Origin of the sequence: Paenibacillus nitricinens, from assembly GCF_052056485.1 — a bacterium.
GTDB lineage: Bacteria > Bacillota > Bacilli > Paenibacillales > Paenibacillaceae > Paenibacillus_AQ > Paenibacillus_AQ nitricinens.
The window spans coordinates 2,398,110-2,421,500 of the sequence record NZ_CP183948.1 but is presented as its reverse complement, the minus strand read 5'-3'; the positions used below and the strand labels follow the sequence as shown (position 1 = coordinate 2,421,500).

Here is a 23,391-nt window from a genome sequence, read left to right as displayed (position 1 = left end):
ACACTTTATTAATCCTCCATTTTTGCTAAACATTTCTATCCTCCCAGCTAAAAAAGCCACCGTCTCATCGGTAGCCCTTTAAGCTGAGTATTTATTCCTACTGCCAATTCGTATAGACTATCCATTATACTTCGAGATCGCTTGTTTTTGAAGTTGATCCCAATGGGGCGTCGCAATGTTTGCTTTTTGCTTCAAAATATCGAACGAATCAAACATCGCAACAATTTCGCTGAAAGAACCATCTACTAATTTCATAAACGGTAATTTATGAATGATTTTTAGGCCATAGTATACAGCCTGTTTATGTTTTCGAATAACGTTAACTTGACCTGCAGGCGTGATCGTATACCCTAATGCCTCCATGATCTGAAATCCCTCATCCATGACTGAAATAGCTTGTTTTAATAACTTTTTGTCCTTGGATACTTTTTTCAAATCCCCGTCATGAAGATAACTAAGAGAGTTTAATGCCACGATCGGCACGATATGGCTTTTAAGCCAAGCATCCATATCCTCATGATAAGTTAGCTTATACTTAACATTGTTAAACGCATTTTCCAGTAAAGGCTTTATTGGAATCTCACCGTCTAGACTGCCAAGTACCATTTGCCCTCCTGCGTGTATTTTGATAACGCGACCGCTAGCTTCACGAATTCCTGCACTAAGCTGAAATCCGAAGACTATATTTTTCCTCACATTGCTCATTTCCTGTAAATCTTGTTGCATCCCATGGGCATCGCCATTATTCCCCACAAGAATTATATTCAGACTCTGATTATTAGCTAAAGTAGGTAAGACGGCTGGAAAATCATTGTATTTCATAACAACAAAAATTAGATCATAGCGATCATCCGTTTGAAGCTCAGAGATGACTTTTACAGCATCAACAGTGTTTTTATATTGAAAATAATGACGAAGTACAAGTCCGTCTTTCGTCAATTGTTCCGCACGCTTCCCTCTGGCAAGCACCGTAACATCGTTTCCCCCACGCACTAGGACATGCGCAAGATAGCTGCCTAAAACTCCCGCTCCAAAAACTAATACTCTCATAATAGTAACCCCTCTATCCCTTTTTAGACATTTGTTGATTTACAATCAACTGTTCGATAAAATCAGATTAGCACATCTCCAGTATGTATCAATCGCTAGATTTATCGGTTTTGTTGGTTTTTCAACAGATCACAACATATTGTTTAATAAAAAGGGAGTATTACCATGGATAGAAGAATTAAAAAAAACCAAACAGCCATCATGAATGCATTCATTCAACTGATGGCTGAAAAAGATTTTGAAAAAATAACAATTAACGAAATCGCAGAGCGCGCTGATGTAAACCGCGGAACGATTTATTCCCATTATGCGGATAAATACGATCTGATGGATAAATGCCTGGCGGCTCAGCTCCAACAACTAATCGAAAGCTGCTCCGCAGTGGAGGATGAAACCGAACCTAATCCCTCTAAGTCATCATTACTCCGCACGCTGGAACAATTGGAGGAGAATGCTCTCTTTTATAAGACTTTATTAAGAAACAAAACGCTGCTCTCCTTTAGAAACCAATTACAAGATGTGATAAATAATCAGATCAAATTACAATTCTTAGAAAACAATTTAAACCTAGATGAGTTAAGTAAGGATATATCCGTGCAATTTTTGAGTTCGGCGACTGTCGGCGTAATTGAATGGTGGTTTACTCATAACAATGCTTGTTCTGCAAAAGAGATCACCGAAAAGTTATGGTCCATGCTTGATCTTAATCTGCAGATGATCCGTACTCAGTCTTGAGACTGTCATTGTCTATCTCATAAATAGAGCTAATAATCTTTTCAATCGGGATTTCCTTAATGGATATATCAAGAATCTCTACCTTTTCGCTAAGAATATGAAGAAACTCACCCATTTTACACTGCTCGGTATCGATTTCTAATTCCACTTCGTAATCCGATATTCTATCCGATATCAGAGTCCCAGGCAGGTCAATATCTCCAATCGTTGTAGCTGCAGAAAGCCTGACCACTTTTTTAGCGCCCAGATGAAGTCGAAGTTCGGAGAACTTATCGTCATAAACTTTTTTACCTTGATGAATAATTAGTACTCTTTGCACCAAACGCTCAACGTCTTCCAAATCATGTGTCGTTAGAATAAATGTGGTGCCTTCCTGATTCATTTGCTTAATGAATTCTCTGATTCTTTGTTTAGCTATAACATCCAGCCCGATCGTCGGCTCATCCAAAAAAACCACTGGCGGAGAATGAAGCATGGCCATAATAAACTCACATTTCATTCGTTCCCCCAGAGAGAGGGTTCGCGTAGGTTTAGTGATAATATCGCCAATTTCGAACATACTTACAAACCGGTCTAGTCTTGTACGAAAATCATTCATGGGAATATCATATATTTCCTTGTTCATATAAAAGCTATCCAAAGGAGGAATGTCCCAAATTAACTGCGATTTCTGTCCGAACAATACCCCGATTTGTTTTACATATTGATTTTTCTGCTTATGAGGGTTGTACCCAAGAACATTTATTTCTCCCGATGTGGGATAGAGAACGCCTGTCAGCATTTTAATCGTCGTTGATTTCCCCGCACCGTTTGGACCTAGAATGCCAATGATCTCTCCTTTTCCAACACTGAACGAAAGATCCTCTACAGAGGTAATTATCGATTTTTCACGGTGAAACAGACTTTTAAATACGCTTTTTGCATCTTGTCCACGGTGATAGGTTTCATATTGCTTAGTTAAGTTTTTGACGGTAATAATGTCCAATGTAATTCTCCTTCATACAAATTCATCCTCCGGCACTTTTGTAACTACGAAGCATGTACGTATAGAGCCAAATTCCGAAGGCAGCAAATAACACACAAGGGATAATCGCTATAAAAAAATAGGCATCCCATCGTCCAATCAGAGTAGATGCTGGAAAGTAAGCAATCATGGAAACCGGAAATAGAAAAGAACTTACGGCTACGACTGCTTTAGGGAAAATCGTCCCTGGATACCGCCCAAAAGACTTAATACTTTCAAACATCTCCGGCAAGCGGGAATTCGCCACCCATTTGAAGGAAATCGCTGCAACGATAAGCGCCACGCCGAACATGACCAGCAGCCCAGCTCCAAACAACAACAGGAATAATAACCAAGAGCTGAAAGTCACCCCTTCGATTCCACTAAGAGCGTACGCGAACATAATTACCCCACCACCCAAAAGCCCGATACTTTCGAATTCAAAAGATCTAGCCAACAGTAAAAATAAGCTCGAGGTCGGTTTAATTAATACCACTTCCAGCGTACCCTCGACTACATGGGACATCGTATTCCACATAATTCCGTTAAAAAAAATCCCGGCACAAGCCGTAGACAGAATAAACACAGATTGAATTAATAGTGCCTCTTTAAAGGTCCATCCTTCAAATGAAGCATTCGAATTATAGATGAACACCGTTACTAAGGGAAACAACACATTCCCTATGAGCATGATCAAACTATTAAGAATAAAATTAACACGATAGGTGATCGCAGAAGCAATATTCGCCTTCATACAAGTTTTGTAGATTAGATACATACGTTTCATGCGCCCACCCCCGTAAAATGCTTAAGCGATACCGCATACAGCACCCGGCAGACTATTCCGGCAATAATAACAGCTATGAACTGTAACAACAAAACTTGAGGAATAGGTAAGGTTATATCAGCTAAAGTATAGCTACCTGTATAGACCATTGCAGGCAGAAAGGTCGTATATTGAAACGGTAAGAAAAAGGAAGCCATCTGTAAGGATTTTGGGAAAAAGACTAATGGAATCAGTGATCCTGAGAATATCCCCTCACAAAGACTGAAAAAGTTACGAATACTGGAGGATTGCACCATCCAAAAGGCGACCATTCCAATACTATAATGAATGAAAAAATTCATCATGAACGCCATCGCTATAGAAAGAATTGCGTATAGTAAATTTGCGGGTATAACATCAATATGAAAAATAAAGAAGAAGATCATAAAGCAGGGTATAAATTCAAATAGAAGCCCAAGTACCCTATGCCCTGCCTTCTGAGACAATGCATAGAACATATGATTCATTGGTCTTAAAGAGAACGTAATGAACTTCCCGGTGCGAATGAGCATTTGTAAGTTCCAATCGGCAAAATCCATGGTCAAGTAGTTGATCAACATCGTGGCGCAAAAATAAGAGAGCATCTGAGAGAGCGACATCCCATTAATAGAGGATTCTCCGCTATAAACAGCGCTCCATATATAATACTGCACTAGAAAATATACCGGGCCTACAAAAATAGAAACCATCGAATGCGTTCTGTACGCACTCCATTCCTTATAAGTAACAAAAGCAACCGCTCTCATAACGTGAAAGCGGTGCTTTATCTTCTCAAACATAAGTCACATCCTGCCTATCTTTGATATCTCACAACATATAATCTTTTTCTTATTCGAGTCCGGACCAGATCACATTGTTTGAGCCGAAAATCCCTCTACCGTCCCATATATTTTTATGAAAAGGGATATACCAAACGGCAATCAGCTTTTCTACCGGATCAACGACCAAAGAACAAGACCCCCATCCTTCGTGAAAAAAAGTGCCTTCAGAATAAGATGTACTTTCATTATATCGAAGGTCTGGCCCAAGACCGTAGGGTCTATCTGCTCCTCCATCTCCCCATGCGTAATTTGGAAGCTTCTCAGAATTAAACCGCTTGGTCATTTTCTGAACAGCCATCCGACTTAAGATATGACCACCTTCGTATTCCCCTTGGTTAAGCAGCATGATTCCGAACTTTTGTAGATCATTAACGGTTGAATACAGTCCCCCACCAGTCCCGGGAGTCTTGATTTCCTCATCAGACTTTCTTTCTTCATCGGTTAGATCGCCTGCTTGAAGTTTCTGAAGATATTCCTTAGCCTCTTCCGAACGAATGGCGATCCTACCAGCTTTCTCAGGCGGTATATCAAAGAAAGTATCTGTCATGCCTAACGGTTTTACAATGTTGTCCATTATGTAATCTTCTGCAAACACACCTGTTATTTTCTCGATAATTGCACCAAGAACCACGTATCCGAACGAGGAATACATCCATTGCGTGCCTACCGGAAAACGAATACCATAAGAAAGTCCGGCTTTTATCCAGTTTTCTTTTCCGAGCTCTGATTCATAAATATACCACCATGCACTTTTATAGTAGGTATCACTTATAGTGCCATGATCAGGTGCGATGCCGGAGGTATGCGTCAGTAAATGAGCAATTGTAATCGGCTTAAAAGGATCGGCATCAAACTCAGGAAGAATAGAACTAACTGGCTGCCCCATGAAAATCTTACCGTCATCTGCTAGCTGCCAGATCGCTGTTGCCGTAAAGAGCTTAGTAATTGAAGCGATCCGAAAGATTGTATCCGTTTTCATTCCTTGGGTGCTATCTTCTTCGTAACTGAAGCGTCCCCCCGCTCCATTAACAAATATTTTTCCATAACGACTAAGAGAATAAATATAACCATCAGCCACTTTCTGATCACAGAGATCCTCATAAAAATGATTAAGTGCCTCTAAACGATCCTCCCTGTAATTCGCCTCATTCAGCTTGCTTAGCTCTGTGGATGATAACATGATTCGCACTCCCCCTATCATTCTACGAATTGCAATATCAATTCTCAAAAATGTAAATATGCACCTTACCAATAATACCCTTACACTACTATTCTTACAACAAAAGCCACCAAACTGGAAGGTCAACTTTATATTTAAATATTCTATACGGCCTCGCTTCCAGTTGGCTGTTGCCATGAATCGAGCTGAAAACGCTGTTCTACCTTAGTATTAACGAATAATTTCCATGTTACGCTTTTGGGTTGAACAGTCTCTCCATCAGCTAAGCCTTATGATCCATAAGACATCCTATGGTGCCTGGGGATAGTAATGGCGTATGTTACGCCTACCTGCTTAATTCAATTTTTTCTTTTTTCCCGTCCCATTCAATGCTTACATCTTTAGTACTTTCTTGATCGTGAATTGAACTAATTTGATCATCCGTGATTATTATTGAGCGGTTTAACAAACCATCTTCTTCTAAAATGAGCTCGTTCTTACCGACGGTTACAGTGTATTTACCAACATCTTTCCAATCATCTTTCTGATAGTTAAAGGTATATTTTCCACTCCTGCTATTTCCTGTAACACTAACTCTATAGTCACCTTTCCAACTTTCACTTTCCCCTTTTAGCATATATCCGTCATTATTACATCCCAACAGAAATATAAGGAGAATTAACGGGAGTACATGTATTAAAGAACTTCGAATAACATTTCACCCCTTTAATGATCATAGCTTTACTATGGGTTCCAATAGCTTAATCCTAGACGGATGTGCATTCATAAAATTACTGAACCTGATTAGCTAAGTCTATTAAATCAGAATCATTCAATTTGTAATCACCTAACGGATCAAGATACCCGTTGATATAATAAACAAAGCGGGCCAAGAAACCATCTTTACTTTCCCACCAAATGGATTGACTATTCTCATCCTCTTCGTAATAGGCTTGCTTACCATTTTTTAGTGTAAAAGGTGACTTACCTACCTCTGATACATTCTCTGGATCATCAATAACCTTACTAAGAATTAACTTTATTTCCTGTGTAGTCTGCTTATTTTTATAATGAAATACATATTGTTGGAGTGCATATGGATCATCCATTTCTACTTCCGTACGAACTTCATTCACTTCAAATGGAAATCTAAACGGTTCAGCGAAATCATAATTCATTGATAAATTTCTATCTGGATTACCACCGCTACATCCACTTATTAGAATAATCAAAATTAATAACACATAATAAGAAGTACGCCTCATCCTTTCCCTCCTTCGTATTCATATCAGTAAAAGCTAACAACTTATCGGAGTCCGTATCCCATCATGTTACTAATTACATATCAACTAAATATTGGAATTAATATCTATCAATTATATCAAATATGATTAGAGATTGAAGGAGAAAATGAAATTTGCAAATCAAAGAGTAGTGGAACAACCGACTTTTTCAATAACAAAAAAGCATAAAACGGATTTAAGCCCGCTTTATGCTTTGCATCTAAACTTATTCTTCAAATTCAAAAGAACTTAGGATAAACAGTATTTAACCAGTGCATCACGCACACCATGCTCGTTGTTCGAACCCGTAACAGCATTCGCTGCCGCTTTTACCTCTACAGGAGAATTATCCATCGCCACGCCCATTCCCGCATAAGTAAGCATAGAAATATCATTAAAATAATTACCGATAGAGAGGACTTCTTCCTGAGGAATTCCCAGCTTCACAGCGAGATTTCTTAATGCGTTGCCCTTAGAAGATTCAGGATGCATCAAATCAACGAAAAATTCACCACTCCGCAAAATATTGTAATCAGGAGCCCAAGTACGCCATTCACGTTCAGCTTCGTCAAGGATTTCTGGCTGTGTAAATACAGTAAACTTAACAACCGGTTCACGGAAATCTTCCCAGGCTGGTAGCGTCGCTGGCACAATGCGGAAGTGCTCATACATATAATTAGCTTCTTTAGTCAGATTCTCTACATTATCAACATACATATCAAAAGCAGTATTCACATCATAATGAATATTGTGCTTACGGCAATAGTCAATATAGGGGTCAAGACCACGTGCATCCATACCATATTGATGCAGCACTTCTCGATCTTCCACTCGTACCGTCGCTGCTCCATTGTGACCAAGCACGTAACCGGTCAGCCCCATTTCCTCCATGAAAGGAATCGAGTTCTGTGGACTGCGTCCCGTACATAATACAATTTGACCGCCAAGACGTGTAACCTCAGCAATAGCTTCCTTATTCTCAGAGCTTAAGTGGTGATCATCATTTAATAGCGTACCGTCCACATCTAGTGCAATCAGTTTGTATCTCATACTCCACCATCCTTGTCTTTCTTTTTCTATATTATCCTTGAGATGATTCTGTACCTAAGAGTGCCAGTTCCTCTAATGTCAGTTCCCGACAAGCTCCCAGCGGCAGACTTTCATCCAGCTTCAATTCTCCCATAGATATACGTTTCAGAAAAGTGACTTTTTTGCCAACCGCCTGAAACATACGCTTCACCTGATGAAATTTCCCCTCAGTGATGATAAGTGAAATATGAGAAATCACTTTGCTGCCGCGCTCTCTACCAAGAATGGTTAAGTGTGCAGGTAAAGTAACGTAGCCATCTTCCAGCTCCACCCCTGCTGCAAAAGCCGCGACATCATCCGCGTCTACATCGCCCTCGATGGTTGCCTCGTACGTTTTCGGCACATGCTTACGTGGCGACAGCAATTCATGGGCAAGCTTCCCATCATTAGTGATCAGCAGCAGTCCTACAGTATCCTTATCTAGCCTTCCTACTGGAAACGGCTCAAACTGTGCATATTCGTGCTTTAATAGATCCAAAACTGTCCGATCCCGCTTGTCCTCCGTAGCTGACAGGACACCCGGGGGTTTGTTCATCATAAGATATACGAATTCACGGTAGGTAACAACCTCTCCCCCTACCTCTATTTTATCGGCATAAGGATCCACATGAAACCCACTATCTTTTACCACTGTCCCGTTCACCAATATTAAGCCTTGTTTAGCTTGTTTACGGATATCACTGCGCGACCCCACTCCAATATGGGACAACACTTTATCTAATCGTTGTTTTTTGGCGGGCTTACCTGATTGGCTCATTGTTACATCCACCTCCAGCCTGCGGGATATTCGTTCTTGAGTATGCCATCCTGCCACTTACCCCAGCCTGCGCTGTAGCCATCAATGCAGACCAGAACATATCCCTTTTGTGCACTTCCTATTCTAATAGAGAGACGTTCTTGAGAAATCGACAACGTCTCTCCTTTAAGATAGGAAATAGCTTCATGATTCGTACTGGAGAGTGAGACACTTCGGCAGCTTTCTTCCGGATGCAAAGCTGTAGCCATCGGATGTCCCGGGATAAATCTTCCGTTACGGATTTGTCCTACATACCATCCTGGACGAATCGTCTTTAATCCATTTAGTCTTTCCTTAGGAAGTGGAGAAATGTACAGATGGTCACCGAACAGAACCGGATATCCTTTAGGTTCCCACCCAAGCTGATCTCGTACAAAATTCCCATACAGAGCCAAAGCTTGCTCCTCAACAGAGCCTTGCCGACCACGGTCAGCTCCCCCAGTAGGTTTGTGAGAAGGTCTCCCTTCTTTCCCCCGTCTTCCTTCTGATTTATTGGATGATTTAACATGTGCTACACCTTTTGGAGTAGTAGTTCTTGCAGATTCCTTAAACTTGACCTCTAAGTGATCACGTTCCTCCATTGAAAGCTTTGTTCCTCCATGTTGCAGTACAGCCATGAAATGTCCTTCGCCTTTCACCTTATGCGGCCACAGTCTTGCTGTACCTGAGAGTGCTCCAAAGCCAGGAGCGAATGAGCCTGTACCTCCTACCGTTACCACTGAGAATTGTGGATGTTCAGAAATAAACTCCGCTATAATTTCTTCATTTTCTTCTGTGGCAAACGTACAGGTGGAATAGACAAGTGTACCTCCCGGTGCCAATGCTGTTGCAGCAGAACGTAAAATATCCCGCTGCATGGAAGCATATTTGGCAGGTGTACCTGAATCCCACTGCTTCACCATGTCTTCATCTTTACGGAACATCCCTTCACCAGAGCAAGGAGCATCAATCAAGATCTTGTCAAAAAAAAGCGGGAATGCAGCCGCGATATGATCTGGACTTTCGTTCAGTACAATACCATTACGAACCCCGTAAAGCTCCAGATTTTTGGCTAGGGCTTTAGTCCGTTCTGGATGAAGGTCATTACTAACCAGTAATCCTTCACCTAACAGCTTGGCAGAAATCTGCGTAGATTTACCTCCAGGAGCGGCACATAAATCAAGTACACGATCACCTGGTTCAATATTAAGCAATTCCACAGGTGCCATCGCACTCGGCTCTTGAATGTAATACAAACCTGCGTGGTAGTGAGGATGTTTACCAGGTCTAGCCCCGTTCTCTGTATAAAATCCTGTCGGACACCAAGGAATGGGTTCCAGTCCTAAAGTAGAAAGAGCCTTTAAGCTCTCCACGGAAATCTTCAAGGTGTTAACACGGACGCCTCCGTATGGGGTTTCCTTATAAGAATCCGCAAATTGATTATAATCTGTTCCCAGCATGGCCATCATACGCTCGCTGAAAGAACTGGGCAATTGTGCCGCCATGATGCCGTCCTCCTGATAGTATTGCAAAAATTTAGGTGTTTAAAGATTCAAGGAACACCCTTACGGGTGTCCCTTATACAATACTCATATATAGAGGATCTTTTACTTACGATGAAAGGATGTCGGTCTCTGAGGACCACGTCGTTGAGGGTTATTTGGTGTGATAGCTACAGCTGCATTCTCCACTTGGTCCGCTAGACTTGGATCAATAATCTCTATGGTTAGATCGTAATAAGAAAATGGCCGCTCATCATATGATGCTAAGCGCCGAACATAATCTTTCACTTCCTCCACGAGTTTCGCCAGATTAATCCCGAGTGTCGCTGCTGGATATTCTTCCAGTTTGGCAGAAGCACCACTCAGCATAATAGCTGCACCGCGCACATTCTGATTGCGAAAATGGTATAACCCTACCGCTACTTGGAGAAGTGCTTTGTACAAAGGATCTCGTTCCTGGGCAAGCCACAGTTCTTCGAGTACCTCGTGACATTCGAAATAATCCCTGTCACGATTAAAGTACACTAGGTATTCCAAGTACAATGGTTCATAAGCCATCCGGCAAACTATCCTTTTTAGCTGCGGAAAGAAGTCCCCGCACATGATCTAGAAGTTCCTTCATCGCTTCCATATCCTGAACCTGCCATATTTCGTTAAAGCGAGCCTGCGTATCTATAGCCTCATTCACCAAGTGATAGAAATACAATTGATGAATAGCCTTGAGAATCTGAGTGGTCATATTCGAGTTTTCCTCAAATGTCTTCTGTGCTTCCAGAATCTCTTCCCGAATACTGGACATTTCACTGTCGAGGATCGATGCTGCTTCGGCTGCCGTCTTTAGTCGAACACGCATTTCATCGGGCAGACTCTCACGATATTTATAGTTCAGGGAATGCTCTATGGTAGCCCAGAAATTCATAGCTAGCGTACGAATTTGGATCTCCGCGAGCACAATTTTCTGGCCAAGCGCTGTTTGCACAGGATATTTAATAATCATATGGAAGCTGCGGTAGCCGCTCTCTTTATAATTAGTGATGTAATCCTTCTCATAGAGTACTTCAAGGTCCTTACGGGCCCGGATATATTCGGCCACTCTGCGGATATCCTCCACGAATTGGCACATGATCCGAATTCCTGCAATGTCTTCAATCCCCGTCTCCAGATCTTCCATCTTCACATTCAGCCGTTTCGCCTTTTCCAGAATGCTTGACAGCCGCTTTACACGCCCCGTTACGAATTCTATCGGCGTGTATTCCTCTCTTTTCTTCAACTCCGAACGCATTGTTTTGAATTTAACTTTCAATTCTTCCACAGTCTGTTCATATGGAAGCAAAAAAGTTCCCCAGTCCCTGCCGTCCATCGCCTTCGTCCTCCTGTCCTTTCGTCTCCTTCAGTGATGATCAGCACCCACTGCTTCAGAGATATGACTGAATCCATCCCGCCGTAATAGCTGCCGTAATCCGGCATGCAATTTGCGGTTAACCTCCGGTCCTTCGTAGATGAGAGCTGTATAAATTTCAACCAGACTCGCACCTGCTCTTATCTTGTCATACGCATCCTGACTGGTGAAAATGCCGCCTGATCCTATGATCGGCATCTTCCCTTCCGTCTGGCGATAAATACTGCGAATGATCTCCGTTGAGCGGTCCCGCAGCGGTTTGCCGCTTAAGCCCCCCGTCTCATTAGCCTTTTCATGACTAAGTCCATCACGGTTCAATGTAGTATTCGTAGCAATAATACCATCCATACCAGCTTCTGTCAGCGTCTGAACCATATACTCCAGCTCTCCATCACTTACGTCTGGTGCTATCTTAACCAACAAGCTTTTGGTAATCCCGGTCGCTTTACGCTGAATCTCCATTTCTTCCTTCACTTGCGCCAGCAGGAACGATAATTCACTGCCATGCTGGAGATTGCGAAGACCAGGTGTATTCGGAGAGCTGATATTGACCACAAAAAAATCACCGTACGGATAAAGCGTACGGATGCACTGACGATAGTCTTCATGAGCCGCTTCATTACTAGTTATCTTATTCCGGCCAATATTAACTGCTATAGGAATTCTCCGATTCTTTAATTTCTTCAGACGCTGTGCCATAGCATCAGCCCCTTCATTATTGAAGCCCATTCGATTAATCAGCGCTTCATCCGAAGGAAGACGGAACAATCGAGGGCTATCATTACCCGGTTGACCCTTAGGGGTAACCGTGCCCACTTCCATAAATCCAAACCCGATCGAAGAGAATCCGACTACCGCATCGGCATTTTTATCTAAACCTGCAGCAAGACCAACTGGCGTCGGGAAATGCGTGCCAAACAGATCAACCGCTAAATCCGCCGTTTCAGGAACTCCGTACATTAAACGTAGCGCCGCGCTTCCACCTGGCACGGATGACGATTTATCCAATCCACCTATGACGAGATGGTGAGCCTTCTCGGGATCAATCTTGAAAAAAATTGGTTTACCAAAATTACGATACAACACCGTTCTCGCTCCTTAAGGGGTACTTCACTAATCCACGTGTCTACCCGTTTCTGTAGGTTTCTTCTTAATTTTAGCCTTTTCTTGAACAAAAGAAAAGTATTTTACAGTGCGAGTATGTTGCGTACATAACGCAGAGTATAGTAATTTTCTTGTAAACGCATTACAATATAGGTGTAATCAGCGATTAAGAGAGAAAGAAGGTATGCCCAGTATGTCTACTAAACGTAAACCACCAACTTTGCAGCAAAAGAAAGAAGAAGTTAACCGTAAAGCGCTAATGTGGATCGGCGTCAGTTTAACTTTACTAATTCTTCTAATCATCGTTCTGTTTATCGTTGCAGGAAACTAATTCAGCCAGTGGTATACTTTATGGGGGTTGGTCTGATCATGCTTAGCAGTAGAGCTGAAGCGTTTAGCCGGCACAAGCTGCTTTTCAGGCAGAACCCCTTTACTAATCACTACTGTTGTACCTTTAGGAATCAGCGCGAAGAGCTCCTCCACATCTCCTCTGCCCATTCGAATACATCCAAGGGATTCATCCTTACCCACACTGTCAGGCTCATTCGTGCCATGAATAGCATAATTACTGTCTGAAAGCTGAAGCCCTCTGCTACCGAAATCCCCATCATCTCGACCATTTGGATTGACTACTTTATCTGTAATCACGAAATTGCCCTCTGGTGTCTTATCTCCGCCAAGTCCTACCTCATAATTTCGTAGAATAATAGAACCGCTGACTACCGCCAATCGGTGATTTTGTTTATCTACAACGACCCTTAGCGGCTGATCAAAAAAAGGAACGTCACTCGCAACACTTCCACTCACACTTAATGCTGTCGGTATAATCCTCACACCATCGTTAGATGAGCTTGAAGGCTGCGCTATGTCTTCTGTTCCCGGTGCCATCTTGTTCTTAGCCACCGCTTTAAGAGGGCTGAATTCCCGCTTCATGACGGTTGTCGTCCCACCTATCCAGTTCTCAGGAAAAGATCCCGTCAAATCCGCTAATGTATCTGGAAGCTTCCCTTTAGCATCTTGATAAGCCCGGATTGCACTCCATAGTGTGGCAAGCTCCTCTTGTTCACCCTGCCATTCTGCTCCATCCTTGGCAATTTGCCCTTGCTCTGGCGGCTCACATGCACATACCTTAGGATCGTAAGACTGATATACCATCCGGCCCTTTCCATTCTTTTGCAGTGTGAAATTTAGCGGAAGCTTTTCTTTCCAGAGTAGCCACTTTCCCTCTCGCTCCATCCCTAACGCAGCAGCTTCAAAAAGTTCTTTACGTATTAGCATTTTCGCCATTAACTTCCCTTGCGAAGCCTCAGTTGCATTTTCCTGCGCTGTATACATCACTTTTTTCGCCTCAATAACTGGCTCTTGGACGGAGTCTTTTGGATCTGGCAGATCTTTGACTTCTGGAGCTGCCGTGTCTTGAAGGACTTCTTGCTCTTCTGTAACACCAATACCCGGAGCCACTGCTGAAGGTACCATTAACAGTATAAGAAGCATTAGCGCCAGTGATATGTATCGCAATCTTTGTTGGCCGCGCTCACGCTGGCGACTCGCTTGCAGCAATCCATCTTCGTAATCGCGCAGCATTTCAGCAGGTACCTTACTATGCTCGAAAGCCTCATACACTTCACCAGCCTGATTGAAGCAATAATTAGCTTTTCCATGTTGACCGTTCTTATAGTATTCCTTCCCCAGCAAGTACCATGCCATTTTGTTATCTGGGTGCATCTGTACATATGCTTTGAGGTGCTGTGAGTTCTTCATCGGAACCTCCGAGAGTTTATAATTCCTACTTTATTAATATCGGTCAGACACAGCAAAAAAGACATCCCTAGCCGAACAAAATGTTCGCAGAAGATGTCTTTATCTGGTGTCGCACGTTACTCTTTATCGAGTAATTAACCTTCTTTGTTAAAAGGTTCGTCCGCAATTTTAATGGAGTCGGTTGGGCAACCATCACAGGAATCTTGGAGATCATCAAACAAATCGTCCGGAATCGCTGTCACACCGCAGTTTCTGTCATTTTCGTAAATAACTTCTGCCAAACCTTCATCATCGTAATCAAAAATATCAGGAGCCGTTGCGCCACATGCACCACAAGCGATACAAGTGTCTTTTTCGACCCAAGTGTACTTAGCCATTTTTTCTCTGCCTCCCGTTAAGCAATGCTGCGCTGTTGAACCAGCGTCTTATTTTTCTCATATTAATATAAAAAGAATACAATTTCAATTGATTTTCAATACGTTTGCATTTCTGACGCATTCTATAGTATCAATTTCGACACGTTTTTTCAATCTTTATCTGACTCAACAGACAACAGATTATCCTTTTGCAGTGAGGTGCCTCGTTCCTTATGATTACGGAGTCTTGCAGAATGGGTGTCACTTAACATCCCAGCGGTCAAAACTGCATTTTCACCAAACTTATTGCGAAGCATATCCATGGCCTTGGTCAGTGACTCTTTCTTAGGCTGCTGTTCGTAATCGAACAAATCCAGCTGAATGGCAGAATCCTCTTTTGCGATTAATCCTTGCAAGGTCACACCAAGCAGTCGGACTGGTTTCTCGCCATTCCAATGTCGAACATAAAGATCACAGACAGACTTGTAAATATCTTCTCCACTCTCTGAAGGTGCCTCAAGCTGACGCGAACGAGTAATGGTCTTCATATCCGGCGTCCGAATGGTAAGCTGCACACCTGAAGCCACAAGCCCTTGCTTTCGCAAGCGCCGCGCTACCTGATCACTTAGATTCAGCAAAATGGGGCGTACCTCAGCGAGGCCAATAACATCCCGAGGCAGTGTAGTGGTGTGTCCGATCGACTTACTTTGTTCTCGCTCAGGATTTACTATCCCATGATCGATGCCGTTCCCTGCACGCTTTAGCCATGAGCCCATAACTCCAAAGTTCTCAACCAGCATTTTCTCATCAGACGCCGCTAATTGACCAATGCTGTAAATTCCCAGCTTACGGAGCTTCTCTGCCGTTTTTCCACCGATACCGAACATTTCATTACATGGCTTGTTCCATAAAATCTTAGGTACATCACGCAGCCGCAGCACCGAAATACCATTTGGCTTTTTTAAATCCGAAGCCATCTTCGCCAGAAGCTTATTTGGAGCAATACCAATGGAGCATGGCAAGCCCAATTCTTCCATTATACGGCGCTGAATAGTTTCCGCAATTTCCATAGGCGTACCGAATTGTCGAGAGCCAGTTATATCTAAGTAACATTCATCTATCGACACTGCCTCCAATAATGGTGTATAGCTATAAGCAATCTGCATAAACGCATTAGAATATTTGCGGTATAAATGGAAGTCCGGCTTAATAACGATAAGCGATGGACAAATACGAAGCGCCTTCTGAACCTGCATACCCGTCGAGATCCCCAATCTGCGGGCGACATAGGAACAAGTAACAATAATCCCTTTCCGCAATTCAACGCTACCCGCAACCGCAGTAGCCTTACCTCTGAATTGGTCAGGATCCTCTGCCTCATGTACCGAGCAATAAAAAGCATTCATATCCACATGCAGGATGACCCTGCCACTCGTTGGATAATACTGATCAACATTCTGCACAATATCTACCTTCTTATCCTCAGGGTCTCTATTGTCCAATTTAGAATACCTCTCCGCTGCGGTTAGGTCAACTTAAGAGGCTGTAAAGTTCTTTGTTACATTCCCGCGTAAAAATGCTATAATATATAAATTCATTTCCCTTGCCAATGCTTCCGATGTGAGTTTTGCACGAAGTGAATCCGGAAGACGAAGCTTACAAAACTTTTAGGAGGACACTCATGTCTAAGTCCATCTCCATCTTCGATACTACATTACGCGACGGCACCCAAGGTGAAGGCATCAGTCTGTCGGCTGACGACAAGCTGAAGATTGCCAAGAAGCTCGATGATCTGGGTGTGCACTATATTGAAGGTGGCATCCCGGGAAGCAACAATAAAGACATTGAATTTTTCAAAAGAGTCAAGGAGCTTCATCTGAACGCCAAAATCACAGCGTTCGGCAGCACTCGGCGGAAGAATTCCTTGGCCGAAAACGATGACAATTTAAAACGTATGATTGATGCAGGGGTTCCTGCTGCTACACTCGTCGGAAAATCTTGGGATTTTCATGTACACACTGCATTACAGACTACGCTTGAGGAGAATCTCGCCATGATTGGCGACTCCATATCCTACTTGAAACGCCAAGGCCTTGAAGTGATTTTTGATGCCGAGCATTTCTTCGACGGATACAAGAACAATCCTGAGTATGCAGCAGCCGTCCTGTCCAAAGCCCGGGAATCCGGAGCAGATTGGCTTGTCATGTGCGACACCAATGGTGGAACATTGCCTTTTGAAATTCATGAGATTGTTACCGCTCTGGCTGGGCAGCTACCTGGAGCAAACCTCGGAATTCACACTCACAATGACTGTGAGCTGGCGGTAGCTAATACCCTTAGCGCCATCGGTGCTGGAGCACGGCAAGTTCAAGGTACCATTAATGGTTACGGCGAACGATGCGGCAATGCCAACCTATGTTCCATCATCCCTACCCTTCAGCTTAAAATGGGATACCACTGTATTCCTGATGATTCTTTACCGCAGCTTACGAACACAGCACGTTATATTAGTGAAGTTGCCAATGTTAATCTGCCGGTAAATCAACCTTATGTCGGAAATGCAGCTTTCGCACACAAAGGTGGAATCCATGTCTCCGCTATCATGCGTGATTCACGGACCTATGAGCACATTGCTCCTGAGCTTGTCGGGAATAAACAACGTGTGCTGGTCTCTGAACTGGCTGGACAGAGCAATGTGCTCTCCAAGGCGCAAGATATGGGTTTGAATTTGGATCCAAGCAGCGAGCAAGCTCGCCGGGTGATCGAGAAGATCAAAACGATGGAGCATCAGGGGTATCAATTCGAAGGTGCCGATGCCTCGCTGGAGCTATTGCTTCGGGAAGCTACAGGCGAGATGAATGAAACCTTTACCTTTGAATCCTTCAAGATGTTAGTCGAAAAAACCGCAGAGCATCCAGTTGTATCTGAAGCCTTCGTTAAACTGAAGGTTGGCAATGAGAACCTTTATACCGCTGCTGAAGGTAACGGTCCGGTTAATGCACTCGACAATGCGCTGCGTAAAGCGCTGCAGACCTACTTCCCGCAACTGAAGGAAATGCATCTGTCCGACTATAAAGTCCGTGTTATAGACGAACAGGATCAGACTGCTGCCAAAGTACGGGTATTGATTGAATCCAAGAACTTCACAGACACTTGGAGTACGGTTGGCGTCTCCGGTAACGTCATTGAAGCCAGCTGGGAAGCGCTTGTTGACAGTATGCGTTACGCACTTCTCAATGAGCTCTCGTTGGAGAATGAGAAGACGACCAGCAACGAACCTAGAGGCCTGGTCAATCATTAATTAATCCCTTATAGACTTTTGTAAGACAAAAAAGAAGCTTCCCAAAAGTAGTATTCTACGTATGGGGTGGCTTCTTTTTTTATCAAATAAGCTGTATAACGACGTCTGACTTAAAGCCATAGATTATGTACGTTGGGCGTTAGAGCGATCAGGGAAAAACTCCCTAAAAATAGCTGATTTTCGCTCTAATTGAACAGAAACAGGGAATTCCTCCCTAAAAGTCAGGGTGATTTCGTTATTTCCAACCAAAACAACTAAATTATAGGGATGTTTTCCCTAATTATGAGTTGGATGACGAAGAATCTCTGTATTTTAGGGAGAATTTCCCTGATTATTTTTTTTTAGCCTCCGTTACCCTTGTACAACACAACCATTTTGTTAACCTTTGCGATTTTGATAGCCGTGAATCAATTTTACGATTCGGTAAGCTTGATAATTTTCTCCTCCAGCTCTTCCGGACTAAGAACGCCCAGAATGATCTCAGAGATCACTCCATTCTTGTCAATAAGTACGTTGGTAGGAAATACAGCTCCGTTATATTTGCTATACACCTCATCTTTCATATCAAACATCACCGGGAACACAAGACCGTATTTCTTGATAAAACGTTCTGCATTGGGTTTATAATCTTGACTACTCACATTAATACCGTAAATATCTAGAACATCCTTATACTTAGTAGCCATGGCGTTGAGCTCTGGAGCTTCCAGCTTGCAGGGATCACACCAAGATGCCCAGAAATTAACAATGACCGCTTTCTCTCTTGGCCCATCTACTACATAGGTAGTCCCATCTGTACCTTGTAGTGTAAATGAAGGCGCGAGCAGTCCAGCTTTAGGTCCTACTTTCATCGGCGACTCATCTTGTTGTCCAAAAACAGCTTCAGCCTTCGGCTCACGATTATGCCATACAGCAAAACCTGCAATACACACAACTAAAAGTAATACGGTTATATTTAATTTGTTGCTTGGTTTCATAGCGCTCTGTTCCTTTGCAATTGGAATAGTTTTCTACTATTGTACCCTCATCAGGTTAAATTTCAAACCATCCAATTTTTATGGAAAAATATATGGATTATAATAAAAAAGAGAGTTTCGTCAGCGACGAAACCCTAATGAAGAGAGAGGGGTGAACAAATGGCAGCATTACAGGGAAATGTCCAGCCTATAAGACTGAAATATTCCGTACAGCAAGCACTGGGGAAGCACCTGCTGTCCAGTTATCCACATGAAGCATGTGGAGTCCTGCTGGGTGCTGCCGCAGCGGGTGGCATGCTCATCGATACTTACGTACCTATGCGCAACGTAGCGCCAGACCCGCTGCACACATTTATTCCCCACCCTGAAGAGTGGATTCATGTGCTTTATAATGAGCCGACACTCATCGGTTTATTTCATTCCCATCCTAATTCAGAACCTATCCCTTCGGTCGCTGATTATATAGGACTAGCAGCACTAGGATCTGAATTTAAGGTCTACCTTATTGGTTCTCCGAGAACTGAAGATGATTGTTCTCCATTGCTGAATGGATTTTATATTGAGCGGTCGCTAAATGAACAAGGAATACCATTCCCTGAACTATCTCATGCCCCGCTTCACGTTCTACTTAAATAAGCATATAAATCACCTAAGGTATCTACTTGGCCCCGTTCCGAAATTTCCCGAAGGTAAGCTACCCACAGCTGGGCTGTCATTTTGGCATCTTCTAACGCATGGTGACGGCCTTGAATTGGAATTCCATGAACTAATAGCAGTTCATCGAGCGAATAGTTACTTCGCTGTGGCTCGAGCCAACGTGCAAGCATCATCGTGTCCAGCACCCTGTGTGTAAGCTGAACTTTAGAAGTTTTCCATAGCGCCGCATTAAGGAAAGCTTTATCGTGTGAGCTTGCATGTGCTACCAGCACATTTTGTCCCACAAAAGACATGAAATTATGAAGACCATCTATTAAGGAGGGTGCAGACCCCGTCATTTCTTCCGTTATTCCTGTTAATCTTGTAATATCATCCGGAATTGCTGTCTGACAATTCACCAAGGTATAAAAGTATTCCTCTTCCTTAATTTCCTCTCCAACCACCTTAATTGCACCAAACGACATGATTTCATCCCCATGCTGATGGGAGAATCCAGTTGTCTCTAAATCAAAGATAACCGTCTCCAGTTCACACAGCGGAGTACGTAGCACCTCAGGACGACGCTTCTCTCGCATAAGTGAGCGGATATAGGCCATTTGCTGCGCAGTTTGATGAGCCGTTTCTCCACCTTTCATTGAAGCAATTGCCGAAGGCATTCCGCCTTGTCTCAGATTATTCCAAAAGCCTCCGTTCTTGTTCGGCTCCCTCATGTTCGCCACCTTTCCGCTGAGCGGAGCTGACGCTGCAACACCCGATGAAGGCGTCTAACCAGCAGCAGACTTTCACGCAGCTCAGACAACAGCTGCTTATTCTTCAGTTCACTCTCCGTAACATAATCACTACTGACTAACAATCCATCCTGCACACTAATAGGCGTGTTCACTCGCATCCGTATAGCCAACAAGAAAGCTTGCCGAATAGCATTCAAATATTGATACTCATTAAGCCGGTCAAGCGCTTCAATTCGCGCTAAGGTCGAGCTAGCTTTAATGCCATGCAATAACGACAAGCGTCTGACAATGTTCACTAGCGGGATATAGACTCCATACTTAATGTCGAATCCACCTGCATAATCCCCAAAGCGCTCTGTCAACACCTTCCCCAAAAGATTTAAAGTCGCTTTATGGCGGACTGTATTGCGAAGAACAGCCACAGACAACTCCTCATTATCAATAAAACCCTCATAGAAAGCCGCTTGCCACAATGCTGATAACTCCCTATTTCCCGCAACATGGCGCATATCCGAAGAAATGATAAGATACCGAATAGGCTCCCATTCCAACTGGTTTCTCCATTCCTTCAACTGCTCCTTCCATTCCGATAACGTCTTCCTCCACATCCCTTGGGAGCACATTACCTTTCCTGCACATTTCTCATATCCAACTTCTTCAAGCAGATCGGATAACATCATTCCAAAAGATTCAAAGTATCTATTCTTCACCCCATCCGGTTCACCTTCAACGATCAAACCATTATCCTGATCGCTCCACAGAGTGGCTTCTTGCCTTCCACAACTACCAAACACAATAAAGGAGTAAGCACAGGGAGGCGGGCCATAGCCCGCCTCTTTCATCTGCGCCTCACATATTAGTACTGCAGTCTTTGCAATAAGATCATGCATTGTATTCACACGAAACATCCATTCCTCAATAGGAATTACATTCAACTGTTCCAGAAGAATACTTTGGCAGGCAATTCGCCTCTCTCTAAGTTCCTGTGGCGAACCGGCTAAAACGATGGTCCTAAAGCTTTCTTCATTATACCCATCTGTTAACTCCATCGAAGCCACACGGTCCGCCTCCCTATTCTCAGGATTAATATTATTGTTTAAGGGTTTTGGATTCCGATTCTGCAATTAATTTCATTTGTTCAGGGTATCCATAAGTACCATGCTCACTGATATCCAGACCCATCAATTCTTCTTCTTCCGTAACACGAAGTCCTGTTGTTACCTTCATTACATATAGAATAATGAAAGAAAGCACGGCTACGAAAGCAAATGTTCCTACTACCCCAAGCACTTGAACACCCAATTGGTGGAAACCTCCACCGTAGAACAATCCGGCTTCCCCTACCAAAGCGCCTTTAGTGATAAGATCCGGTGCAGCGAACAGACCCGTGGAAACCGCGCCCCACATCCCCGCAATACCATGTACTGAGAAAGCATAAATTGGATCATCAAGTCCAGCACGTTCCAGCCATTGGGAAGTCATGAATGTGAACGCACCCGCTACTAAACCAATAATGATTGCTGCCCATGGTTCAACGTAAGCACATGCACCAGTGATCGCAACTAATGCAGCTAAAACACCATTCAGCATTGCTGGAATATCAGATTTACCAAAATACAACCAAGAAGCAATTAATGCCGCCAAGCCGCCTGCTGCTGCTGCGATATTCGTAGTTAATGCTACGTGACCAAAGAAACCTCCCATTGGGGACAAAGCACTACCTGGATTGAATCCGAACCAACCAAACCAGAGGATAATCACACCGAGTACAGTAAATACTTGATTATGACCTGGAATAATAACAGGTTTACCTTCTTTATTAAACTTACCAAGTCGTGGCTTAAGCAATATGGTTGCCACTACCGCTGCAGTGGCACCTGTAAGATGGACAACCGTGGAACCTGCATAATCTTGCATTCCCAGCTCAGCCAACCAGCCGCCGCCCCATACCCAGTGTGCTACGACAGGATAAATTACGATTGAGAATAGAATTCCGAATATAATGTACACACTTATCTTTGCACGTTCTGCCATGCCTCCAGATACGATAGCTAAGGAAACTGCTGCAAATGCCATTTGGAACAAGAATTTAACATTTAAAGTAACATCAGAAAATGCAAGTGATTCAAATGAAGATGCTGTTGAATCTCCGCCATACAAGAAGCCTGTAGTACCGAAGAAGCCGTTACCGTTACCGAAGCCCAGTCCAAAGCCAATGGCCCAGAAACATACACTCGCAATGGCTAGTGTCAGTACTGTCTTACCGGCTACGTGACCTGCATTCTTCATTCGAACTGATCCTGCTTCAAGCATTGCGAACCCTGCTTGCATAAAGAAAACTAAGATGAATGCCAGGAAGGTAAACGCGGTATCCAATCCGACCTGCAAATCTGCATTTGTTGGACCGTCCGCCGCAAAAGCACTCACCGGATACACCATCAGCGTAATCATGGCCAGTAACATCATCAACCATTTCTTTTTCATTTTTACCCCACTCCCCAATGTTATATTTTCTAACAAAGCGTGAAACTCTTAATGTCATTATAATCAGAAGTCAGGTAAATTGACAAGACTATTTTTGGGAATGTTTTTATTTTATTTTCATCAAACCCGCAAATTTCCCACAGTACGCTTGGACTATATCAGAATATCAGGACCATACAACATGAAATTCATTGAAATAACTACGTGAACATCCGCTCTAAAATTACTTTTTATCGAATTCTTCTTATTGATTATTCTATAAACATATCATTAAATGTAATGTTTATAGTCGAGCTATTTTAAGGAGCATAATCGGTTCAAATTTGATATCATATGGAGTTTGAGTGTATTGTATATAAACAACGCATTTTCATTTCA

24 protein-coding genes are annotated in these 23,391 nt (G+C 43.0%); 4 read left to right on the top strand and 20 right to left on the bottom strand.

Annotation, left to right across the window (positions count from 1 at the left end; all coding sequences use genetic code 11):
* Window positions 1-117 precede the first annotated feature (117 nt).
* Window positions 118-1,050, bottom strand: a complete 933-nt coding sequence (locus ACN6KS_RS10490) for a ketopantoate reductase family protein (RefSeq protein WP_094872309.1) — start codon at window positions 1,048-1,050, stop codon at window positions 118-120.
* A gap of 165 nt (window positions 1,051-1,215) precedes the next feature.
* Here ACN6KS_RS10490 and ACN6KS_RS10485 point away from each other — a divergent pair, with 165 nt between their 5' ends.
* Window positions 1,216-1,785, top strand: a complete 570-nt coding sequence (locus tag ACN6KS_RS10485) for a TetR/AcrR family transcriptional regulator (RefSeq protein ID WP_440961959.1) — start codon at window positions 1,216-1,218, stop codon at window positions 1,783-1,785.
* On the opposite strand, the gene ACN6KS_RS10480 is transcribed toward ACN6KS_RS10485, so the two are convergent.
* From ACN6KS_RS10480 to ACN6KS_RS10425, 12 genes are all read right to left on the bottom strand, one after another.
* A complete protein-coding gene (locus ACN6KS_RS10480) occupies window positions 1,754-2,770 on the bottom strand; it encodes an ABC transporter ATP-binding protein (protein ID WP_256989927.1) in 1,017 nt (338 codons plus the stop codon). The two genes, ACN6KS_RS10485 and ACN6KS_RS10480, sit on opposite strands and share 32 nt — an antisense overlap.
* 22 nt (window positions 2,771-2,792) lie before the next feature.
* Window positions 2,793-3,575, bottom strand: coding sequence for an ABC transporter permease (locus ACN6KS_RS10475; RefSeq protein WP_280786896.1), 783 nt, complete (start codon window positions 3,573-3,575; stop codon window positions 2,793-2,795).
* Window positions 3,572-4,393: an ABC transporter permease gene (locus ACN6KS_RS10470; RefSeq protein WP_094872305.1), complete on the bottom strand. Its 822-nt coding sequence runs from the start codon at window positions 4,391-4,393 to the stop codon at window positions 3,572-3,574. Before ACN6KS_RS10470 ends, ACN6KS_RS10475 begins: the two co-directional genes overlap by 4 nt.
* Window positions 4,394-4,442: 49 nt before the next feature.
* A complete protein-coding gene (locus tag ACN6KS_RS10465) occupies window positions 4,443-5,615 on the bottom strand; it encodes a serine hydrolase domain-containing protein (protein ID WP_179281673.1) in 1,173 nt (390 codons plus the stop codon).
* Between the two features lie 325 nt (window positions 5,616-5,940).
* Window positions 5,941-6,231 (bottom strand): hypothetical protein, encoded by a 291-nt coding sequence (locus ACN6KS_RS10460; protein ID WP_094876134.1) that lies wholly within the window; start codon window positions 6,229-6,231, stop codon window positions 5,941-5,943.
* A gap of 154 nt (window positions 6,232-6,385) precedes the next feature.
* The gene (locus ACN6KS_RS10455) at window positions 6,386-6,859 is read right to left on the bottom strand and encodes a hypothetical protein (protein WP_440961958.1); all 474 of its coding nucleotides are present in this window, start codon (window positions 6,857-6,859) and stop codon (window positions 6,386-6,388) included.
* Window positions 6,860-7,126: 267 nt separating this feature from the next.
* Complete coding sequence (locus ACN6KS_RS10450) at window positions 7,127-7,927, bottom strand: Cof-type HAD-IIB family hydrolase (protein WP_440961957.1); 801 nt, start codon at window positions 7,925-7,927, stop codon at window positions 7,127-7,129.
* A gap of 31 nt (window positions 7,928-7,958) precedes the next feature.
* Window positions 7,959-8,723 carry a pseudouridine synthase gene (locus tag ACN6KS_RS10445; protein ID WP_440961956.1) on the bottom strand — a complete coding sequence of 255 codons (765 nt, stop codon included), beginning with the start codon at window positions 8,721-8,723 and terminating at the stop codon, window positions 7,959-7,961.
* 2 nt (window positions 8,724-8,725) lie between these two features.
* On the bottom strand, window positions 8,726-10,246 hold the full coding sequence (locus tag ACN6KS_RS10440; protein ID WP_094872294.1) for an RsmB/NOP family class I SAM-dependent RNA methyltransferase: 1,521 nt from the start codon (window positions 10,244-10,246) through the stop codon (window positions 8,726-8,728).
* 102 nt (window positions 10,247-10,348) lie between these two features.
* Window positions 10,349-10,801: a DUF309 domain-containing protein gene (locus ACN6KS_RS10435; RefSeq protein WP_094872292.1), complete on the bottom strand. Its 453-nt coding sequence runs from the start codon at window positions 10,799-10,801 to the stop codon at window positions 10,349-10,351.
* A complete protein-coding gene (locus ACN6KS_RS10430; protein WP_042126350.1) occupies window positions 10,791-11,603 on the bottom strand; it encodes a GTP pyrophosphokinase in 813 nt (270 codons plus the stop codon). Before ACN6KS_RS10430 ends, ACN6KS_RS10435 begins: the two co-directional genes overlap by 11 nt.
* 30 nt (window positions 11,604-11,633) lie before the next feature.
* The gene (locus tag ACN6KS_RS10425) at window positions 11,634-12,728 is read right to left on the bottom strand and encodes a quinone-dependent dihydroorotate dehydrogenase (RefSeq protein WP_094872290.1); all 1,095 of its coding nucleotides are present in this window, start codon (window positions 12,726-12,728) and stop codon (window positions 11,634-11,636) included.
* Window positions 12,729-12,939: 211 nt separating this feature from the next.
* Between ACN6KS_RS10425 and ACN6KS_RS10420 the strand changes: the two genes are divergently transcribed.
* On the top strand, window positions 12,940-13,077 hold the full coding sequence (locus ACN6KS_RS10420) for a hypothetical protein (protein ID WP_167348489.1): 138 nt from the start codon (window positions 12,940-12,942) through the stop codon (window positions 13,075-13,077).
* Here ACN6KS_RS10420 and ACN6KS_RS10415 read toward each other — a convergent pair.
* The 3 genes from ACN6KS_RS10415 to ACN6KS_RS10405 form a co-directional block, all read right to left on the bottom strand.
* Complete coding sequence (locus ACN6KS_RS10415; protein ID WP_440961955.1) at window positions 13,074-14,507, bottom strand: L,D-transpeptidase family protein; 1,434 nt, start codon at window positions 14,505-14,507, stop codon at window positions 13,074-13,076. The genes ACN6KS_RS10420 and ACN6KS_RS10415 overlap by 4 nt on opposite strands.
* A 134-nt stretch (window positions 14,508-14,641) precedes the next feature.
* Window positions 14,642-14,884 carry a ferredoxin gene (locus ACN6KS_RS10410; protein ID WP_042186857.1) on the bottom strand — a complete coding sequence of 81 codons (243 nt, stop codon included), beginning with the start codon at window positions 14,882-14,884 and terminating at the stop codon, window positions 14,642-14,644.
* Window positions 14,885-15,033: 149 nt separating this feature from the next.
* A complete protein-coding gene (locus ACN6KS_RS10405) occupies window positions 15,034-16,365 on the bottom strand; it encodes a DNA polymerase IV (RefSeq protein ID WP_373455811.1) in 1,332 nt (443 codons plus the stop codon).
* A gap of 179 nt (window positions 16,366-16,544) precedes the next feature.
* Here ACN6KS_RS10405 and cimA point away from each other — a divergent pair, with 179 nt between their 5' ends.
* Window positions 16,545-18,164 carry a citramalate synthase gene (gene cimA / locus ACN6KS_RS10400; protein ID WP_440961954.1) on the top strand — a complete coding sequence of 540 codons (1,620 nt, stop codon included), beginning with the start codon at window positions 16,545-16,547 and terminating at the stop codon, window positions 18,162-18,164.
* Window positions 18,165-18,577: 413 nt separating this feature from the next.
* Here the strand turns inward: cimA and ACN6KS_RS10395 are convergent, their stop codons facing one another.
* Window positions 18,578-19,141 (bottom strand): TlpA family protein disulfide reductase, encoded by a 564-nt coding sequence (locus ACN6KS_RS10395; protein WP_341134389.1) that lies wholly within the window; start codon window positions 19,139-19,141, stop codon window positions 18,578-18,580.
* Window positions 19,142-19,300: 159 nt separating this feature from the next.
* On the opposite strand from ACN6KS_RS10395, the gene ACN6KS_RS10390 reads away from it, so the two are divergent.
* Complete coding sequence (locus tag ACN6KS_RS10390; RefSeq protein WP_094872284.1) at window positions 19,301-19,777, top strand: Mov34/MPN/PAD-1 family protein; 477 nt, start codon at window positions 19,301-19,303, stop codon at window positions 19,775-19,777.
* Here ACN6KS_RS10390 and ACN6KS_RS10385 read toward each other — a convergent pair.
* Genes ACN6KS_RS10385 through ACN6KS_RS10375 form a run of 3 tightly spaced genes read right to left on the bottom strand, consistent with a single transcriptional unit; the run spans window position 19,759 to window position 23,013 of the window.
* Window positions 19,759-20,508, bottom strand: a complete 750-nt coding sequence (locus ACN6KS_RS10385; protein ID WP_440961953.1) for an exonuclease domain-containing protein — start codon at window positions 20,506-20,508, stop codon at window positions 19,759-19,761. The genes ACN6KS_RS10390 and ACN6KS_RS10385 overlap by 19 nt on opposite strands.
* On the bottom strand, window positions 20,505-21,578 hold the full coding sequence (locus ACN6KS_RS10380) for a DUF294 nucleotidyltransferase-like domain-containing protein (RefSeq protein ID WP_440962389.1): 1,074 nt from the start codon (window positions 21,576-21,578) through the stop codon (window positions 20,505-20,507). Before ACN6KS_RS10380 ends, ACN6KS_RS10385 begins: the two co-directional genes overlap by 4 nt.
* Before the next feature lie 40 nt (window positions 21,579-21,618).
* Window positions 21,619-23,013, bottom strand: coding sequence for an ammonium transporter (locus ACN6KS_RS10375; RefSeq protein ID WP_094872280.1), 1,395 nt, complete (start codon window positions 23,011-23,013; stop codon window positions 21,619-21,621).
* Window positions 23,014-23,391: the final 378 nt, after the last annotated feature.

What these genes read in the sequence shown, in the direction of transcription:
- ACN6KS_RS10490 (WP_094872309.1), bottom strand. Translation starts at nt 1,050, where the DNA reads ATGAGAGTATTAGTTTTTGGAGCGGGAGTTTTAGGCAGCTATCTTGCG.
- ACN6KS_RS10485 (WP_440961959.1), top strand. Translation starts at nt 1,216, where the DNA reads ATGGATAGAAGAATTAAAAAAAACCAAACAGCCATCATGAATGCATTC.
- ACN6KS_RS10475 (WP_280786896.1), bottom strand. Translation starts at nt 3,575, where the DNA reads ATGAAACGTATGTATCTAATCTACAAAACTTGTATGAAGGCGAATATT.
- ACN6KS_RS10470 (WP_094872305.1), bottom strand. Translation starts at nt 4,393, where the DNA reads ATGTTTGAGAAGATAAAGCACCGCTTTCACGTTATGAGAGCGGTTGCT.
- ACN6KS_RS10465 (WP_179281673.1), bottom strand. Translation starts at nt 5,615, where the DNA reads ATGTTATCATCCACAGAGCTAAGCAAGCTGAATGAGGCGAATTACAGG.
- ACN6KS_RS10460 (WP_094876134.1), bottom strand. Translation starts at nt 6,231, where the DNA reads ATGCTAAAAGGGGAAAGTGAAAGTTGGAAAGGTGACTATAGAGTTAGT.
- ACN6KS_RS10455 (WP_440961958.1), bottom strand. Translation starts at nt 6,859, where the DNA reads ATGAGGCGTACTTCTTATTATGTGTTATTAATTTTGATTATTCTAATA.
- ACN6KS_RS10450 (WP_440961957.1), bottom strand. Translation starts at nt 7,927, where the DNA reads ATGAGATACAAACTGATTGCACTAGATGTGGACGGTACGCTATTAAAT.
- ACN6KS_RS10445 (WP_440961956.1), bottom strand. Translation starts at nt 8,723, where the DNA reads ATGAGCCAATCAGGTAAGCCCGCCAAAAAACAACGATTAGATAAAGTG.
- ACN6KS_RS10440 (WP_094872294.1), bottom strand. Translation starts at nt 10,246, where the DNA reads ATGGCGGCACAATTGCCCAGTTCTTTCAGCGAGCGTATGATGGCCATG.
- ACN6KS_RS10435 (WP_094872292.1), bottom strand. Translation starts at nt 10,801, where the DNA reads ATGGCTTATGAACCATTGTACTTGGAATACCTAGTGTACTTTAATCGT.
- ACN6KS_RS10430 (WP_042126350.1), bottom strand. Translation starts at nt 11,603, where the DNA reads ATGGACGGCAGGGACTGGGGAACTTTTTTGCTTCCATATGAACAGACT.
- ACN6KS_RS10420 (WP_167348489.1), top strand. Translation starts at nt 12,940, where the DNA reads ATGTCTACTAAACGTAAACCACCAACTTTGCAGCAAAAGAAAGAAGAA.
- ACN6KS_RS10415 (WP_440961955.1), bottom strand. Translation starts at nt 14,507, where the DNA reads ATGAAGAACTCACAGCACCTCAAAGCATATGTACAGATGCACCCAGAT.
- ACN6KS_RS10410 (WP_042186857.1), bottom strand. Translation starts at nt 14,884, where the DNA reads ATGGCTAAGTACACTTGGGTCGAAAAAGACACTTGTATCGCTTGTGGT.
- cimA (WP_440961954.1), top strand. Translation starts at nt 16,545, where the DNA reads ATGTCTAAGTCCATCTCCATCTTCGATACTACATTACGCGACGGCACC.
- ACN6KS_RS10395 (WP_341134389.1), bottom strand. Translation starts at nt 19,141, where the DNA reads ATGAAACCAAGCAACAAATTAAATATAACCGTATTACTTTTAGTTGTG.
- ACN6KS_RS10390 (WP_094872284.1), top strand. Translation starts at nt 19,301, where the DNA reads ATGGCAGCATTACAGGGAAATGTCCAGCCTATAAGACTGAAATATTCC.
- ACN6KS_RS10385 (WP_440961953.1), bottom strand. Translation starts at nt 20,508, where the DNA reads ATGAGGGAGCCGAACAAGAACGGAGGCTTTTGGAATAATCTGAGACAA.
- ACN6KS_RS10380 (WP_440962389.1), bottom strand. Translation starts at nt 21,578, where the DNA reads ATGGAGTTAACAGATGGGTATAATGAAGAAAGCTTTAGGACCATCGTT.
- ACN6KS_RS10375 (WP_094872280.1), bottom strand. Translation starts at nt 23,013, where the DNA reads ATGAAAAAGAAATGGTTGATGATGTTACTGGCCATGATTACGCTGATG.